16 protein-coding genes are annotated in these 15,356 nt (G+C 76.6%); 7 read left to right on the forward strand and 9 right to left on the reverse strand.

What is annotated here, in order from left to right:
* Positions 1 to 11: 11 nt before the first annotated feature.
* The 4 genes from HWY08_RS03955 to nikR all read right to left on the reverse strand — a co-directional run bounded on the left by HWY08_RS03955 (position 12) and on the right by nikR (position 4,026).
* Positions 12 to 428, reverse strand: coding sequence for a hypothetical protein (locus tag HWY08_RS03955; RefSeq protein WP_176063166.1), 417 nt, complete (start codon positions 426 to 428; stop codon positions 12 to 14).
* A gap of 175 nt (positions 429 to 603) precedes the next feature.
* Complete coding sequence (locus HWY08_RS03960) at positions 604 to 2,817, reverse strand: MEDS domain-containing protein (protein ID WP_176063168.1); 2,214 nt, start codon at positions 2,815 to 2,817, stop codon at positions 604 to 606.
* 190 nt (positions 2,818 to 3,007) lie between these two features.
* The gene (locus tag HWY08_RS03965; RefSeq protein WP_176063170.1) at positions 3,008 to 3,421 is read right to left on the reverse strand and encodes a response regulator; all 414 of its coding nucleotides are present in this window, start codon (positions 3,419 to 3,421) and stop codon (positions 3,008 to 3,010) included.
* Positions 3,422 to 3,606: 185 nt separating this feature from the next.
* Positions 3,607 to 4,026, reverse strand: coding sequence for a nickel-responsive transcriptional regulator NikR (gene nikR / locus HWY08_RS03970; protein WP_176063172.1), 420 nt, complete (start codon positions 4,024 to 4,026; stop codon positions 3,607 to 3,609).
* A gap of 94 nt (positions 4,027 to 4,120) precedes the next feature.
* Here nikR and HWY08_RS21750 point away from each other — a divergent pair, with 94 nt between their 5' ends.
* The 4 genes from HWY08_RS21750 to HWY08_RS03985 are packed head-to-tail and all read left to right on the forward strand — an operon-like array spanning position 4,121 to position 6,558.
* On the forward strand, positions 4,121 to 4,330 hold the full coding sequence (locus HWY08_RS21750; RefSeq protein ID WP_235969442.1) for a hypothetical protein: 210 nt from the start codon (positions 4,121 to 4,123) through the stop codon (positions 4,328 to 4,330).
* Between the two features lie 2 nt (positions 4,331 to 4,332).
* Entirely contained in the window at positions 4,333 to 4,515 is a 183-nt protein-coding gene (locus HWY08_RS21755) for a hypothetical protein (protein WP_235969443.1), read from the forward strand.
* A 13-nt stretch (positions 4,516 to 4,528) separates the two neighbouring features.
* Positions 4,529 to 4,723: a hypothetical protein gene (locus tag HWY08_RS03980; RefSeq protein ID WP_176063174.1), complete on the forward strand. Its 195-nt coding sequence runs from the start codon at positions 4,529 to 4,531 to the stop codon at positions 4,721 to 4,723.
* Positions 4,720 to 6,558, forward strand: a complete 1,839-nt coding sequence (locus HWY08_RS03985; protein WP_176063176.1) for a ThiF family adenylyltransferase — start codon at positions 4,720 to 4,722, stop codon at positions 6,556 to 6,558. Before HWY08_RS03980 ends, HWY08_RS03985 begins: the two co-directional genes overlap by 4 nt.
* On the opposite strand, the gene HWY08_RS03990 is transcribed toward HWY08_RS03985, so the two are convergent.
* On the reverse strand, positions 6,524 to 7,042 hold the full coding sequence (locus HWY08_RS03990) for a 3'-5' exonuclease family protein (RefSeq protein WP_176063178.1): 519 nt from the start codon (positions 7,040 to 7,042) through the stop codon (positions 6,524 to 6,526). The two genes, HWY08_RS03985 and HWY08_RS03990, sit on opposite strands and share 35 nt — an antisense overlap.
* A 129-nt stretch (positions 7,043 to 7,171) precedes the next feature.
* Here HWY08_RS03990 and HWY08_RS03995 point away from each other — a divergent pair, with 129 nt between their 5' ends.
* Positions 7,172 to 8,815 carry a long-chain fatty acid--CoA ligase gene (locus HWY08_RS03995; protein ID WP_176063180.1) on the forward strand — a complete coding sequence of 548 codons (1,644 nt, stop codon included), beginning with the start codon at positions 7,172 to 7,174 and terminating at the stop codon, positions 8,813 to 8,815.
* On the opposite strand, the gene HWY08_RS04000 is transcribed toward HWY08_RS03995, so the two are convergent.
* Positions 8,802 to 9,368 (reverse strand): hypothetical protein, encoded by a 567-nt coding sequence (locus HWY08_RS04000; RefSeq protein WP_176063182.1) that lies wholly within the window; start codon positions 9,366 to 9,368, stop codon positions 8,802 to 8,804. The genes HWY08_RS03995 and HWY08_RS04000 overlap by 14 nt on opposite strands.
* Positions 9,369 to 9,377: 9 nt before the next feature.
* Positions 9,378 to 10,076, reverse strand: a complete 699-nt coding sequence (locus tag HWY08_RS04005) for a hypothetical protein (protein WP_176063184.1) — start codon at positions 10,074 to 10,076, stop codon at positions 9,378 to 9,380.
* A 261-nt stretch (positions 10,077 to 10,337) separates the two neighbouring features.
* Between HWY08_RS04005 and HWY08_RS04010 the strand changes: the two genes are divergently transcribed.
* Complete coding sequence (locus tag HWY08_RS04010; protein WP_176063186.1) at positions 10,338 to 11,207, forward strand: HpcH/HpaI aldolase/citrate lyase family protein; 870 nt, start codon at positions 10,338 to 10,340, stop codon at positions 11,205 to 11,207.
* Here the strand turns inward: HWY08_RS04010 and HWY08_RS04015 are convergent.
* A complete protein-coding gene (locus HWY08_RS04015) occupies positions 11,204 to 11,896 on the reverse strand; it encodes a metallophosphoesterase (RefSeq protein WP_176063188.1) in 693 nt (230 codons plus the stop codon). The two genes, HWY08_RS04010 and HWY08_RS04015, sit on opposite strands and share 4 nt — an antisense overlap.
* Before the next feature lie 50 nt (positions 11,897 to 11,946).
* The gene (locus HWY08_RS04020; RefSeq protein ID WP_235969444.1) at positions 11,947 to 14,061 is read right to left on the reverse strand and encodes an ATP-binding domain-containing protein; all 2,115 of its coding nucleotides are present in this window, start codon (positions 14,059 to 14,061) and stop codon (positions 11,947 to 11,949) included.
* Positions 14,062 to 14,140: 79 nt separating this feature from the next.
* Here HWY08_RS04020 and HWY08_RS04025 point away from each other — a divergent pair, with 79 nt between their 5' ends.
* Entirely contained in the window at positions 14,141 to 15,331 is a 1,191-nt protein-coding gene (locus HWY08_RS04025) for an aminotransferase class V-fold PLP-dependent enzyme (RefSeq protein WP_176063192.1), read from the forward strand.
* Positions 15,332 to 15,356 lie beyond the last annotated feature (25 nt).

The following is a 15,356-nucleotide window of genomic DNA, read 5'->3' on the forward strand; positions in this document are numbered from 1 at the left end:
GGCCCGCTCACCTACGTGTGCGGCGCGTGCGAGCGCGTGCTCTGCGACGGGATCCACGAGGGCGATCTGGAGGGCCTCCTGCTCCGCTGCGCCTGCGGCGCGGCGGGCCGGCTCTCGACGAGCGCCCCGGCGGTGGCGGTGGCGGCGCTGCGCGGGGCGCCCGCGCTGGCGGGAGGCGCGGCGACGGCGTGGTGTCCGCCCAGCTCCCCCGCCGCCTCCGGCGCGCCGGGAGGGGAGGGCGCGCTCCCGGGGCTGGGCGCGCGGGGGCACTGGGGCGCGACGGGGACCGCGACCTCGGCGGCCGCGGCCGCGACCGCCAGCGCGGCCGCCGTCCCGCCCGCGCCCAGGGCGGCTCCGGCCGCGAAGGCGAAGGCGGTCCGCCCGCGGCGGTCGCGGAAGAACCCGAAGCGCGGGCAGGTCCTGCCCATGCCGCGCGCCACCCCCGAGCTGGTGGAGGAGTGGCAGGCGCGGCTCGAGCGCGGGGACGCCTCGGTGGCGCAGGTGCTCGCGCCCTGTCTCCTCGCCGAGGTGAGCGAGCTGTCCCGGGAGCTGGCGAGCGCCCAGCGCGAGCTGGCGCGGCTGGGGCTCGCGCTGGACGGGCGCTCAGCGCGCCAGCTGCGCGACGAGCTCGCGGAGCGCGGCGGCGTCGATGGGCTTGGCGAGCGTGGGGCGGGTGTTCCGCTCCAGAAAGGAAAGCGCGCGCGGCGTGAACGCGCCCCCCGTCATGAACGCGACCCGGGTGACGAGCTCGGGGCGGGCCAGCTCGATTTTCTCGAAAAGCTCGACCCCGTCGACGTCCGGCATCTGGAGGTCGAACAGGATGGCGTCCCAGGTCTCGCCCGCCTCGAGGCGGCGCAGCGCCTCGGCGGCGGAGGTGAGCGCGGTGACCTCGTGGTCCCGCTCCAGGAGCCGGCCGTAAGCCCGGACCAGGATCTCCTCGTCGTCGACCAGGAGCACGCGGCGGCGTCCTGAGGCCGGTGCGGCGGGCGCCGGCGACGCCTCGGCCGCCGCCGCCTCGGGCAGCACCACCCGCACCGTCGTCCCCCGGCGCGGCTCGCTCGCGACCTCGATGCGCCCGCGCGCCGCCTCCACCTGCGCGCGCGCGAAGGAGAGCCCGAGCCCCATCCCCTGGCCTGGCCCCTTGGTGGTGAAGAAGGGGTCGAACATCTGCGCGCGCACGTGCGGGCTCATGCCCGTGCCGGTGTCGGACACCTCGACCGACACCGCGCCCGCGGCCGCCGCGGCGGTCACCTTCACCTCGTGCTCGGAGACGGGCCCCTCGGGGATGGCCTGCGCCGCGTTCAGGATGAGGTGCAGGAACACCTTGCGGAGCGCCCCGGGGTGGGAGAGGACGGGCGGCAGCGCGTCGGGCACCTCGAGCGTCAGGCGCGCGCGGTGCACGACCTCGTGCCGCGCCACCGCGACCGCGGCCAGCACCTCCTCGCGCACGTCGCAGGGGACCGGCGCGCCGGCCGGGACGGGCCGCCCCACGGTCCGCAGCGCGTCCACCGTGTCGCGGATGCGCGCCACGCCCTGCCGCGTCTCCTCCAGCACCTCCAGCACCTGCTGGCGCGCGGCCGCGTCCTGGCCCGCCTGCGCCGGCGACGCCACGAGGTCCTGCACGAACCCGAGGTTGGTGGTGATCCAGGCGAGCGGGTTGTTGATCTCGTGCGCCACGCCGGCCGCCAGGGTGCCCACCGCGGCGAAGCGCTCGCTCCCGAGCGCGCGCTCGGCGGCGGCGCGCACCTCGGTCTCGTCCGTGATCGTGCCCGCCAGGCGCACGGCGGCCCCGGCGGCGTCGCGGCCGGCCACCTTGCCGCGCAGGCGCAGCCAGCGCCAGCCGCCCGGCCCCTTCGCCCGGTACTCGATCTCGAGCCGGGGCGTGCGGCCCTGGACGTGGTCGCGGATCGCGCCCCAGGTCGCCGCCAGGTCGTCCGGGTGGATGGGCTGCTCCCACTCCGACACGGACACCGACCAGGCCGAGGGCGGCAGCCCCGGGAGCTCCGCCCAGCGCGTGTTCACCGCCAGGCGCTGGGCGGGGAGGTCCCAGTCCCACAGCGCGTGGGCGCCGCCCTCCAGCGCGAGCCGCAGCCGCTCGCCGCTCTCGGCGAACGACGACTCGGCCCGGTCGCGCTCGGCGACGGTCTCGAGGAGCTGGTCGAGGTCCTCGCCCGCGTCGCCGCCCGCCGCCAGCGGCGGCGCGAAGAGGTGGTTGCGGTGCGCCTCGCCCCGGCGGACGAGCACCGGGTGCGCGCGCACCAGGGCGCGCAGCGCCGCCGGCGCGAAGGTGCCGCGGTCGTAGCGCCACAGCGCGACGAACGGGTGATCGCGGCACAGCCGCTGGAGCATCTGCTCGTACTCGAGGAGGCGCTCCAGGGAAGGGCTCGGGTCGAGCAGCCAGCGCGCGTCGGCGCTCACGCGCAGGGCGCCGCCGCCCTCCTTCACCGACTGCTCCGCCTTCTCCGCGAGCAGCGGCTCCACCTCGGCCGGGCGGAGCGGACCGGGGCGCAGGAAGTCGTCGCGATCGGTGACGAGCGCGAGCCGCCCCGAAGCCAGCGCCTCGCCGACGTCGACGCCCGCCCCGCGAAGGTGGGGCAGGATCGCCGTGGCGCCCTCGGCCTCGGCGAGGTGGACGCAGCGCTCGCCGCGCTCGAGCCCCACCTGGAGAAAGGCCGCCACGGCGGCGGCGGCCTCGCCAGGGGAGTCGAAGACGAGCGCGGCGTGGTCGCGCGGCGCCAGACGGCGCAGCTGATCGACGAGCTCCGGCCGTGGCTCCTCGGCCGTGCTCTCCACGTCGCCCCCCGGCGGCGGGATCATGGACAGACTCCGTCCATGACTCGGGATTTCACCCCGCTCCCCATGGCGCGGAACGTCCTCCGAACCCCACCATTGGTCAAGTGCCGAGGGCAGGTGAGGGCCGCGCGACCTGTGGTCTCAGGGGCGGGTAAACGGCCTGGGTGAGGAGGGCGAGTCGACGAGGACCCGCACCGGAACGCGTACGCTCAGCTCAGCTCCGGGCGAAGGCGCAGCCGGCCGCGGCGGCGTAGCCGGCCGCGATCTGGCGCACGAGCGAGCGCAGCCCCTCCGGCTCCACCGGCTTCTGGGCGGTGGGGCGCGTGTTGCGCTCGAGGAACGACCGCGCACGAGGCGTGAAGGCGCCGCCGGTCACGAACGCCACGCGCGCGATGAGGTCGGGGCGGCTGCGGTTCAGGCGCTCGAAGAACTCGACCCCGTCGACCACCGGCATCTGCAGGTCGCACAGGATGACGTCCCAGGTCTCGCCCGAGGCGGCGCGGCGCAGCGCCTCCGCCGCCGAGGAGAGCGCCGTGATGTCGTGGTCACGGCCCAGGATCCGAGCGAAGGAGCGGATGAGCAGCTCCTCGTCGTCGATGATGAGCACACGATGTCGCGGCTCGCCCATGCTCCCCTCGGAGGATCGAGATCCCCGGAGCTGCCCGACGTGGGTCAACCAGATGGGTCGGCATTATCGGCTGACACCATCGGTGACGCAAGCTGGCGACCGCTCTCCCGCACGGGTGGCGAAATCGCGTGCGATCGAGCTGCCCTGAAAGGGGGCGACCGGATGCCCGCGCGCCGGTCGGCGAGCTAGCGGAGGTCGTGGCCGGTCGTCGCCGGCACGAGCTTCCCGTACTTCACGCCCTTGGTCGCGACGAGCCCTTCGCCCATGCGCAGGACCTCGCCCGCGCCGCCGCGCAGCACGAGCACCTCGAGGCAGTTGTGCTCGTCCATGTGGACGTGGAGCGCTGAGACCACCGCCCGGTGGTTCTCGTGCTGGATGTGCGCGAGCTTCTGCGCCAGGCTCGAGGCGTCGTGGTCGTAGACGAGCGTCACCACCGCGACCTTCTCGTCCTCGCCGCTCGAGCGCGACCACTCGCGCTGCACGAGCGCGTCGCGGATGAGGTCGCGGATCGCCTCGGAGCGATTCTCGTACCCCTTCTCCGCGATGACCTCGTCGAACCGCGCGAGCAGCTCCTGCTCCAGCGAGATGCCGATGCGCTCGATCATGCCGCCCTTCTAACACGGCGGCGGGCGAGCGCCTCCGCAAGCCACCCCTGACGGGGCACTGCGCCGGCGGGCTCCAGCGCCGCATCCATTTCCCATGGGAGTCGAGCTCGTCGAGACCGGCTTCACCCGCGCGCTCCGCGACCAGGCGATCGTCGACGCGCAGCTCCCCGCCGCCACCCGCTCGGTGAAGGCCGACGGCGTGCGCGGGTGGGTGTACCCGGTCCGCTCGCGGCTCGGCGACCTGTTCACCCTCTTCCTGTGGTTCGACGGCAGCGCCTACCAGACGGCAGCGCCTACCAGGTGAAGGTGCTCCAGCCCGCCCTCGACGTCGAGCGGCCGCACGCCTGCCACCTCTTCCCCGGCGGCCGCATCTGCCTCGGCGCGGAGCAGAGCGGCGGCGCGCCGACGCTGGAGTCGGCCTACGCGCGGAGCGTCGTCTGGGCCAACGGCTACAGCGTCTACCAGCGCGAGGGGGCGTTCCCCTTCTAGGAGGCAGTGCCCGATGGCCCAGCTCGATCTCGAACGGCTCCGGGCGGTGGTGCTCGACAACCGCCGCGGCGGCGACGCGCGGCCGCGGGAGCGGCGCCGCCAGGTCTTCGTCGACCCGAGCGGCCGCGTGCTCGTCGGCGACGACGTGGACGCGGACGGCGCGCGCCAGCTGTCCGAGGTGCACCAGGGCGTCTTCGCGGCGCCGTGAGCGGCGCCGCCTTCGCGATCGGCGACTGGGTGCTGCGCGCCCTGGAGCGCGACCTCGCCGCGCGGCCGCCCGAGCGCGGGGGCGCGCTGCTCGGTCCGCCCGGCCGGCCGCTCGTCACCTGCTACCTCGCCGACCCCGACGCCGCCTCCTCCCCGCGGAGCTGGGCCCCGTCGCGCGCGCTGGCGGCGCGCGTCCGGGAGGTCGAGCGCGCCGAGGGGCTCGAGCTGAAGGGGCTCGTCCACTCGCACCCGCCCGGCCTCGACGCGCCGTCCGCGCAGGACGCGCTGGAGCTGGCGGCCGGACTCCGCGCCAACGGGCACCTCGCGAGCTACCTCGCGCCCATCGTGAGCGAGGGCGCGCCGTCCGCGGGCGCGCGGCACGAGCTGCCGCTCGGCGCGTCCAAGCTCGGCTTCTACGCGGGGTGGCGCGCCGAGGGCCCCGCCCGCGTGGCGCCGGTGGCGGCGCGGGCCCTCCCGCTCCTGCGCGATCTGGAGCGCCTCCAGGGCGAGCTGGGCGGCGAGGCGCCGGAGGTGTTCGTGACGGACCTCGGCGCCGGGCCGGCGCCGGCCGGCCGGCTGGCGCTGCCCGGCCTGGAGCTCGTGCTGGTCGCGTCCGAGCAGTACCCGCACCTCCCGCCGGTCCTGCTCGCCACCTGCGAGGGGGGCCCGACCGAGCAGCTCGACCTCCGCTGGCCGCTGGCGCTGCCGGACGGCGAACGGCTACCCGCGGCGCTGCGGGAGCACCTCGCGCCGCCCGGCCCGTACCGGCGCGGCTTCGGGCCGGCCGGCGGCCCCGCCCTCACCGGAGACGAGGAGCGCGCGCGCCGGGCCGGGTTCACGCCCCGGTACCAGGCGGGCGATCCGGACGCCCGCGGCGCCGCGCTGGCGGCGCGGCTCCTGGCCCGGGGCGAGGGGCTCGTCTCGGCGGAGCTGCGCGGGCGGTGCGCGCTCGTCGCGGGCCTGGGCTCGGTGGGCTCGTACCTCGCCGAGCAGCTCGTGCGGGCGGGGGTGGGGGCGGTGGCGCTGGTGGACCCGGAGGCGGTCGAGCCGGAGAACCTGTCGCGGACGTGCTACGAGGCGGCCGACGTCGGCGCGCCCAAGGTCGAGGCGCTGGCGCGGCGGCTGCTCCGGGTCGCGCCCGCGCTCCGGTGCGAGGCACGCGCGACCGCGGTGGAGGATCTCTCGCCCCTGGAGCTCGACGCGCTCGTGGGCGGGGCGGACGTGGTGCTGGCCGCGACCGACGACCCGGCCGCGCAGCGCGCGCTCGACCGCTTCGCCTACGCGCGGGGGCGGCCCGCGCTCTTCGTGGGCCTCTACGCGGGGGCGCGCGGCGGCGAGGTGATCGTGACGGTGCCCGAGCGGACTGCCTGTTACCTGTGCGCGACGCGCACCCGCCACCAGGCGGAGCGCGCGGCCGGCGCGGTCGCGCGGCCGGTCGACTACGGGACCGGGCGGCTGCAGGGCGAGGTGGCGCTGGCGGCCGACATCCAGCACGTGGCGAGCGCGGGCGTGAAGCTGGCGCTCTCGCTGCTGCTGCCGCCGGGCGGGCCGGCCGCGCTGGCGGGGTTCGCGGAGGAGCCCGTCGCCGCCGGCGCCTCGTACCTCACCCTCTCCACCGTGCCGCGCTACTGGTTCTACCCGGAGCTCTTCGGCGAGGTGCCGGGGCAGGGCGCCTACCAGGCGGTGTGGCTCACGCCGTCGCGCGACCCCGCCTGCCCGGTGTGCGGCGACCGCGCGGCGCGGGTGGACCCGCGGGAGGTCCCGCTGCGGGCGCCGTCGCGCGAGGCGGTGCTCGCCGCCCTCACCTCGCCGGCAGCTTCAGGCCCAGCTCGATGAGCTGCAGCATCACCCCGGCGTTGGCGCGGGCGTCGTTCACCGGATCGTGGTCGTGTGGCGTGCGGCGCAGGTGCTTCCAGGTCGCGTAGCCGTCCTTCACCATCCCGCAGTAGAGGTCGCCGATGCGCCGGCCGCTCCAGCCGAACGGGTTCTTCCCGAGGTAGGCGTGGAAGTAGTAGTTGATGAACTGCCAGTCGAAGGCGAGGTTGTCGGAGCAGAAGACCGGCCGGCCCTTCGAGACCTCCGCGATCCAGGCGGCGAAGCGCTCCATCACCGGCCCCGGCTCCTCGAAGCGCAGGTGCGCCTCCCGGCTCACCCCCGAGATCGCGAGCGCCTCGGGCAGGAACCGGTCGGAGATGGGCCGCACCTCGCCCTTGAACGCGAGCTCGAGCGACGGCTCCACCACCACCGCCCCGAACGACACCATCGAGTAGAGCGGCGGGACCGGCCCGTCCGCCTCGACGTCGACCACGATGAGCGACATGCGCCGATCATGGCACGCCCGGCCCGCGAGCGCTGGGGCCTCGTGCCCCGGAGGGGTCGAGGGGCGGCGCGGGGCGCGGCCGCCCGCCGGGCGTGCTAGGGAGATCGCTCCCCGCCCCCGAGGTGCCCCATGGACGGCCTCATGATGGACTTCCCGCTCACCCTCATCCACGTGCTGGAGCGGGCCGGCCAGCTCCACCGCGACCAGGAGGTCGTGTCGCGCCTCCCGGACGAGAGCCTGGCGCGCACCACCTGGGCGGACCTGTACCGCCGCATCCACAAGCTCGCCAACGCGCTGCAGCGCCTGGGGGTGAAGCCGGGCGACCGGGTGGCCACGCTCGCCTGGAACCACGCCCGCCACCTCGAGGCCTACTTCGCGGTGCCGGCCATGGGCGGCGTGCTGCACACCGTGAACCCCCGGCTGCACCCGTCCGACCTCGCCTACATCGTGAACCACGCCCAGGACCAGGTGCTGCTCGTCGACGACGTGCTCCTGCCGGTGCTGGAGCGCTTCCGCGCGGAGATCCGGCCCCGGCACGTGGTGGTCTTCGGGCACGGGCAGCCGCCGCCGGAGGGCATGCTCGACTACGAGCAGCTCATCGCCGACGAGCTCACCACCTTCGAGTACCCGCGGATCGAGGAGCACCAGGCGGCCGGCCTCTGCTACTCGTCGGGCACGACCGGGCGGCCCAAGGGCGTGCTCTACTCGCACCGCGCGCTCGTGCTCCACTCGCTCGCCTCGGCGCTCCCGGACGTGATCGGCATCGGGATGAGCGACGTGCTCCTGCCGGTGGTGCCGATGTTCCACGTCAACGCCTGGGGCACGCCCTTCACCGCGGCGCTCGTCGGCGCGAAGCTGGTCTTCCCCGGCCCGCACCTCGACGCGAGGAACCTGCTCCACCTCATGGCGGAGGAGCGCGTGACGCTCGCCGCCGGCGTGCCGACGGTGTGGCTGGCGGTGCTGGACGAGCTCGACCGGGCCCCGAAGTCGCGCGACCTCTCCGCCCTGCGCGGCCTGCTCGTCGGCGGGGCGGCGGCGCCGCCGGCCATGATCGACGCCTACCGCGAGCGGCACGGCATCGAGGTCGTGCACGCCTGGGGCATGACCGAGATGACGCCCATCGGCACCGTCTGCCGGCTCAAGCCCACGCTGGCGCGCCTGCCCGCGGCCGAGCAGCGGCGCCTCCGCGCCACGCAGGGCCTGCCGCTCCCGCTGGTCGAGGTGCGCGCCATGGGCGAGGACGGCCCGGCGCCGTGGGACGGGCGCACCATGGGCGAGCTGCACGTGCGCGGCCCCTGGATCGCGAAGAGCTACTTCGAGAACCCGCTCGAGGCGGACAAGTTCACCATGGACGGCTGGTTCCGCACCGGCGACATCGTCACCATCGACCCGGAGGGCTACGTCCGGATCACCGACCGCTCGAAGGATCTCATCAAGTCGGGCGGTGAGTGGATCAGCTCGGTGGACCTCGAGAACGCGCTCATGGGCCACCCCGCCGTGCGCGAGGCGGCGGTGGTGGCGGTGCCGCACCCGCGCTGGGGGGAGCGGCCGGTGGCGGCGGTGGCGCTGCGGGAGGGCGCGCACGCCGGCCCGGAGGAGCTGCGCGCCTACCTCGAGCCACGCTTCGCGCGCTTCTGGCTGCCGGACGGCTTCGTCTTCGTGCCGCAGATCCCGCGCACCGCCACCGGCAAGTTCCTGAAGAGCGCGGTGCGCGAGCTGCTGAAGGACTGGCGGCCACCGGACGAGGCGCGGCCGGGCTCTACATCACCTTGAGCGCGTCCAGGGTGAGGTGCGCCTTGAAGCAGGTCTCGATGTCCGCCGTCCAGGCGTTGGACGGGGGCTGGCCCTTGAACGTGATCTGGTAGTGCAGCACGCCGCCCTGGAGCTGGTCGAGCAGGTTGAGGTCCTGATCGAGCGCCAGGTCGATCTCGTAGGGCTTCGTGACGGGCGAGGGGCGGTCGTAGTGCATGAAGACCGTCGGCGTGCCCGCGCCGTCGACGACGGCCGCGCTGGCGTAGGTGATGGGGCTGAGATCGGTGGTGGCCGGGGTGGCGGTCGCGGTGAGCGAGAGCACGTGGATGGCGCCGGTGATGGCGCCCGGCTTGTCGAGGCCGGGGAGGACGGAGTTGAGGTCGAGGTCCCCCTGCCAGGTCACCTGCTGATCCGGCATCACCACGCCGGCCGGGAGCGCCGGGGCGGCGGGGATCGTCTGCGACTGCATGAGCAGGCAGATGCGGGGCTCGTCGATGGTGGCGCCGACGAGGGGGCTGCAGCCGGCGAGGGCGAGCGCGAAGGCGAGCGTGAGCGAGGCGCGGGCGAGGGTCACGGGGCGCTCCTAGTAGAAGAAGAAGAGGAACCCGACCTTCACGTCGGGGATGTTGAGCTCGACGTTCGGGTCGCCGAAGTAGGTGACCTTCGCGCTGCCCGAGGTGATCTGCTGCGCCGCCGCGTTGGCGTTCTTCACCGACGTCCAGACGTGGGAGAGGCCGCCGCGGACGAAGAAGACGAACCAGTCCGGGTGCCCGAGCTCGAGCCCGATCGAGGCCTCGGCGAAGGTGTAGCCGACGTCCTGCAGGAGCGGGCGCACCGCGTCCGACACGTGAGTGTACCTGGCGACGGCGCTCGCCGCGTTGGCGTTGAAGTAGTGGCCCGCCTCCAGCGTGAGCGACGGCGCGATGGGGAAGTACGGGGCGACGGTGACCCCGCCGCGCACGCCGTATCCGGCGGAGTTGTAGAGGAGCCCGCCGCCGAGGCGGAGGAAGTTGAGCGGCCGGTAGATCACGGTCGCGGCCGCGCCGTCCGGCACGCCGCCGTCGAGCTGGAGGCCGAGGATGTGCCTGCGGCGGCCGAGCGCGACGGCGGGCGCGGCCGGCGAGGTGGGCGCCGGCGCCGCCGGGTCGAAGGACGCCGGGCCGGGCAAGGCCGGGAGCGCCGGGGCGGGGGGCGCGGCGGCGAGGTCGTCGGCGTGGGCGGCGCCGGCGGCGAGGCTCGCGGCGCAGGCCGCGGCGCGGAGGAGGCTGCGGATGTGGGCCATGGGCGCTCCGGCGCGCGAGGCGGGGGCGTGAGTCGCCGCCGCCCGGGCGCACCGGGGCTCAACGCAAGGTCCGGGCCCGCCGGCGCCGCGGCGCCACCCCGGCGCGCCGCGGCGCAACGCCGCGGATTCACGCCGCGCTCGAGCCGGCGCTGACCCCGGCGCGGCGGGTCGCTGCCGCTCCCGAGGCGGGTCGGCGCGCGCCGGGCGGGTCCCACCCACCCCGCCGTGGCGGCGCGCCCGGGGGTGTGCTTTCCTGCCACGATGAGCGCAGACGCGCGACCCCGCCGCAGCGCCCTGTACGTGCCCGCCTCGAACGCGCGGGCGCTGGAGAAGGCGCGCGGGCTCGCCGCCGACGTGCTCCTCCTCGACCTCGAGGACGCGGTGGCGCCGGCGGCGAAGGAGCAGGCGCGGCGCCAGGCGCTGGCGGCGCTGGCGGAGGGGGGCTACGGCCGGCGCGAGCTCGTGCTGCGCGTGAACGGCGCCGGCACCCCGTGGGCCGCCGCCGACCTCGCCGGCGCGGCGCGCTCGGGCGCGGCGGCCGTGCTCCTGCCCAAGGTGGAGAGCGCGGAGGCGGTCCGCGAGGCGGAGCGCGCGCTCGTCGCCGCCGGCGCGCCGGAGGGCCTCGCGCTGTGGTGCATGATCGAGACGCCGCGCGGCGTGCTCGGCGCGCCCGCCATCGCGGCCGCCTCGCCCCGCGTCGCCTGCCTGGTGGCCGGGACCTCCGACCTGACCAAGGACCTGGGCGCGCGCCCGACCGCCGGCCGCGCGGAGGTGCTGCCCAGCCTGCACTGGCTGCTCCTCGCCGCGCGGGCCGAGGGGCTCTGCGCGCTCGACGGCGTCGACCTCGACCTCTCCGGCGACGCGCGCTTCGAGGCGGCCTGCCGCCAGGGCCGCGAGCTCGGCTTCGACGGCAAGACGCTCGTCCACCCGCGCCAGCTCGAGGCGGCGAACCGGCTCTTCGCGCCGGACCCGGCCGAGCTGGAGGAGGCGCGCCGGGTGGTCGCCGCCCACGCCGAGGCGGAGGCGCGCGGCGCCGGCGTCGCGGTCCTGGACGGCCGGGTGGTGGAGGCGCTCCACGTCGCCGCCGCCCGCCGGCGCCTGGCGCTGGCGGAGGCGATCGCGGAGCGCTAGCGGCTCCGGTGCGCGTACGGCTGCCGCGCCGCCACGCTCACGATCTCCTCCGCGGGCAAGAGCAGCGCGCTGAGGCGGCCGCCGTAGCAGCAGCCGGTGTCGAGGCCGACGCACCGCACGCCCGGCTGCGGCTCGTCCACGCGCGGCGTGTCGAGGTCGTGCACCTGGTGACCGTAGACGACGCTCTCCGGGCCGCGCCAGCGGGTGGCCCAGGGCGCCGAGCCCTCCGGCGCCCGGCCGTGCACCGCCACCTGCATCTCGCCGCGCGCGTCCACCAGCCGGAGCCGGACCACCTCGTCCTTGCGCTGCTCGGTGAGGGACCGGGCCGGCGCGAACCCGCCGTGCACCACCGCCCAGCCCCCGTCGAGGCGCAGCCAGGGCGGGAGCGCGGTGAGCCAGGCGAGATCGGCGGGCGAGAGGCGCGGGGCCTGCCGCCCGCGCAGCGCCGCGTGCGGCCCTCCGGCCCGCAGCCAGCGCAGGTGCTTCTCCTCGTGGTTGCCGAGCACCGAGCGGGCCCGGAGCTCCCGCGCGCGCCGCACCACGCCCACCGGGTCGGGGCCGCGGTCGATGAGGTCCCCGACGAAGACCAGCCGGTCGAACCCGGGCCGGAGCTCGACCAGCCGCAGGAGCTCGTCCAGCTCCTCGCGGCAGCCGTGCACGTCGCCCACCACGATGGTGCGGACCGCCACGCCGGGAGCATAGCCCGGAAGTGGCCGGACGCTCCGTTCCCGCCCTGCGGTCAGCGGCCGCTGACCGGGGGGAGGCTGGCCAGGAGGGGGGAGGGGGTGCCGACCGCGGCCACCCAGAGCTGGTGGGAGGCGCGCGTGACCGCCACGTGCAGCCGCCGGCGCGCCTCGTCGGTGGCGGGGTAGGTCGCGGCCGAGGCGTCGGGCACGATGACGTAGTCGAACTCGAGCCCCTTCACGCTCTCCACGTCGGTCAGGTCCACCCCGGGCCGGAAGGAGAACTCGCCGTCGAGGACGAGCCGCGCCTCCGGCAGGTCCTCCAGCAGCCGGTACAGGCTGCGCGCCACCTCCGGCCCGCGCGCGACCACCGCCACCGAGGCGGCGGGCTCGCGCTCGACGAGGTCCCGCACCGCGCCGGCCAGGAAGAGGTGGGCGTGCGCCTCGGAGGGGAAGTCGAACCGCCCCACCGGCACCCCGGGCCGGCCGGCCTGGAGCGCCTCCGCCGGGGCGAGCGGCCCGAGCACCTCGCGCGCGAAGGCGGCCACCGGGGCCGGGCACCGGTAGGTGGTGGCGAGCCGGCAGGTGGCGGCCCGCTCGGCGCCGAGCGCGGCCAGCATGGCCGTCCAGCCGCCGAAGCCGGCGGCGGTCTGCTGCCCCTCGTCGCCGGCCACCGTGAGGCTCCGCGCCTCGCCGAGCTGCCGCCCCAGCACGAACAGCTCGAAGAGCGAGACGTCCTCCGCCTCGTCCACCACGAGGTGGGCGAGCGCGCGGCCCGCGCCGCCGGAGCGCCAGGCGCGCAGGAAGAGCAGCACCGGCAGGTCCTCGGGGTCGAGCGTGCCGGCCAGCGCGTCGGGGGTGCGCGCGTCCACCGACTCGCCGTCGAGCGCGGTGGTGCGATCGGCGTCGATCCCGCGCAGCGCGAGCGCCAGCGGCGAGGCGAGCTGCAGGCGGGTGTGGCGGACCGTCTCCTCGATGGCGGTGGTGGGCAGGTCGCCGCCGGCCGCGTCCACCACGGCGCCCAGGAAGCCGCGATCGGTCAGCAGCTCGGCCAGCTCGTCGCGCAGCTTCGCCCAGGCCTCCGGCGCGCGGCGGCCCGCCACCCGCGGGCGGCGGCGCAGCGCCGCGTACAGCGCCGGGTGGCGCTTGAGGCGCGAGACGAGCGGCGGGGTCTCCTCGGTGAGGCGCGGCGGGGGGACGCCGAACGCGCTCTGGAAGGCGCCCCGCGACCAGCCCTCGAGCGTGCGCACCGCCACCTTGGCGAGGCCGAGCGGCTCGAGCAGGCGCGCCGCGAGCCGCGACAGCCCCAGCTCCGGCACCACCACCAGGAGCTTCGACAGCGGGTAGCGCCGCGGATCGTCGAAGGCGATGCGGGCCAGCCGGTGCAGCGCCACCGTGGTCTTGCCGCTGCCGGCGCTGCCGGTGACGAGCAGCGGCTCCTCCGCCTCGATCGACAGCGCCTCGAACTGCTCGCGGTCGAGGAGCGCCGTCACCTCCGGCGGCGCGGCGCGTCCGCGCGCCCCCTCGCCCACGCCGAGCGCGCCCGGCCGCGCGGCGGTGCCGGCGCCGCCGCCCAGCGCCGCGGCGCGATCGCCCCGCGACGAGCTCCACCGGCCCTGGGCGCCGAGCGCGAGGGTGACCGCGCCGGTGGAGACCTGGCGGAGCCGCCCGCCCTGCACCACCACCACCCGGCGCGCCTCGACCACGCCCTCCGCCAGGCGCCCGGGGAAGCGCTCCTCGAACGTGTCGCCCTCGCGGTAGGCGTAGAAGATCCGCGCCACCGGCGCGAAGCGCCAGTCCACCACCCGGACGCCCTGGGAGAGCTCGACGAAGGTGGCGCGCCCGAGGCAGTAGTCCCGCACCTCCTCGCCTTCGCGCACCCGCAGGTGCGCGAAGTAGGGCGCGGCCGGATCGGGGAGCGGGTCCAGCCGGGGCCGCTCGATCATGGCGCGGACGAGCCCCATCTCCTGGAAGACGGTGGGGAGGTCCTTGGCGGTGGACTCGACCGCCTGCTCGCGCAGCTCGGAGAGCCGGCCCAGGAGGTCGGGGTCCTCGCGCCGGGGCGCGGGCCGGCGCGCGGCGAGCGCGGCCAGCACGCGCGCGAGCAGGTCCTCCTCCTCGCGGACGAGGAGCCGCTCCTCGGGCGTGAGCTCTGGGCCGGTACCGGACAAAGGGGGCTCTTCATGTCGCGCGACGCCGCGCGCTGTCAACGGGATCGGCGCCGCGGCGCGGCTCGCGTAGGATGACGCCATGAGCGACGCCGCGCCCGCGCCGCGGCTCGGGGACCGCGCGCTCTTCCCCGACCTGACCCTCCCGGCCTACCTGAACCACGCCGGCATCTCCCCGCCGTCGCGGCCGGTGCAGCGGGCGGTGGCCGAGCAGCTCCAGGCCTACGCGGGCCGGGGCGGCGAGGCGGTGACGGGCATGCTGGCGATGCGGGCGCGGCTCCGGCAGCGGCTGGCGCGGGTCACCGGCGCGCGGCCCGAGGACCTGGCGCTCACCTCCGGCGCCACCCACGGGATCCAGGCCGTGGCGCTCTCGTTCCCGTGGCGGCGCGGCGACCGGCTGGTGCTGTTCGAGGGGGAGTTCCCCGCCAACGTCACCCCGTGGCAGCGGGCGGCGGCGCTGTTCGGGCTCGAGGTGCGCTTCGTGCCGCTGGCGCGCTTCGAGGCCGGCGACGGGGAGGGCCTGGCCGCCTTCGAGGCGGAGCTGCGCCGCGGCGCCCGCCTCGCCGCGGTGAGCGCGGTGCAGTTCTCGAGCGGGCGCGCCATGCCGCTCCGGGAGCTCGGGGCGCTGTGCGCGCGCCACGGCGCCGAGCTCTTCGTCGACGCGATCCAGGCGCTCGGCGCGGTGCCGCTCGACCTGCCCGCGCTCGGCGTCGACTACCTCGCCTGCGGCGCGCACAAGTGGCTCATGGGCGCCGAGGGCGCGGGCTTCCTCTACGTGCGCCCGGAGCGGCTGGCCGCGCTCCGGCCGGCGCTGGCCGGCTGGCTCTCGCACGAGGAGGCGTTCTCGTTCCTGGTCGAGCCGGGACAGCTCCGGTACGACCGGCCCATCCGGCGGGAGGCGAGCCTGTTCGAGGCCGGCTCGGCGAGCGCGCTGTCGCAGGCCGCGCTCGACGCGTCGCTCGGCCTCATCCTCGAGCTCGGCCCGGCCGCCATCCACGCGCACGTGAACCGCTACCTCGACCGGCTCGAGCCGCTCCTCGCGGCGCGCGGCTTCGCGAGCCGGAGGCCGCGCGATCCCGCGCGGCGCGGGCCGTTCCTCTCCGCGGCGCCGCCGCCCGGCCACTCGCCGCGCCAGCTCCGGGAGGCGCTCCTGCGCGCCGGGGTGGCGGTCGCGACGCCGGACGGGCTCGTGCGCTTCGCGCCCCACTGGCCGAACGACGCCGACCGCGAGCTGCCGGCGATCGAGGCGGCGCTGGACGCGGCCCGCGGCTGAAGAGGAGGCCCGGCGCTTCAGCCGG

This window comes from Anaeromyxobacter diazotrophicus (genome assembly GCF_013340205.1).
GTDB lineage: Bacteria > Myxococcota > Myxococcia > Myxococcales > Anaeromyxobacteraceae > Anaeromyxobacter_A > Anaeromyxobacter_A diazotrophicus.

Coding starts and splice junctions, on each gene's coding strand:
- HWY08_RS04025 (WP_176063192.1), top strand. CDS start 14,141: ATGAGCGACGCCGCGCCCGCGCCGCGGCTCGGGGACCGCGCGCTCTTC.
- HWY08_RS03960 (WP_176063168.1), bottom strand. CDS start 2,817: ATGATCCCGCCGCCGGGGGGCGACGTGGAGAGCACGGCCGAGGAGCCA.
- HWY08_RS03980 (WP_176063174.1), top strand. CDS start 4,529: ATGGCCCAGCTCGATCTCGAACGGCTCCGGGCGGTGGTGCTCGACAAC.
- HWY08_RS04005 (WP_176063184.1), bottom strand. CDS start 10,076: ATGGCCCACATCCGCAGCCTCCTCCGCGCCGCGGCCTGCGCCGCGAGC.
- HWY08_RS03995 (WP_176063180.1), top strand. CDS start 7,172: ATGGACGGCCTCATGATGGACTTCCCGCTCACCCTCATCCACGTGCTG.
- HWY08_RS03955 (WP_176063166.1), bottom strand. CDS start 428: ATGGGCAGGACCTGCCCGCGCTTCGGGTTCTTCCGCGACCGCCGCGGG.
- HWY08_RS04010 (WP_176063186.1), top strand. CDS start 10,338: ATGAGCGCAGACGCGCGACCCCGCCGCAGCGCCCTGTACGTGCCCGCC.
- HWY08_RS03965 (WP_176063170.1), bottom strand. CDS start 3,421: ATGGGCGAGCCGCGACATCGTGTGCTCATCATCGACGACGAGGAGCTG.
- HWY08_RS21750 (WP_235969442.1), top strand. CDS start 4,121: ATGGGAGTCGAGCTCGTCGAGACCGGCTTCACCCGCGCGCTCCGCGAC.
- HWY08_RS03990 (WP_176063178.1), bottom strand. CDS start 7,042: ATGTCGCTCATCGTGGTCGACGTCGAGGCGGACGGGCCGGTCCCGCCG.
- nikR (WP_176063172.1), bottom strand. CDS start 4,026: ATGATCGAGCGCATCGGCATCTCGCTGGAGCAGGAGCTGCTCGCGCGG.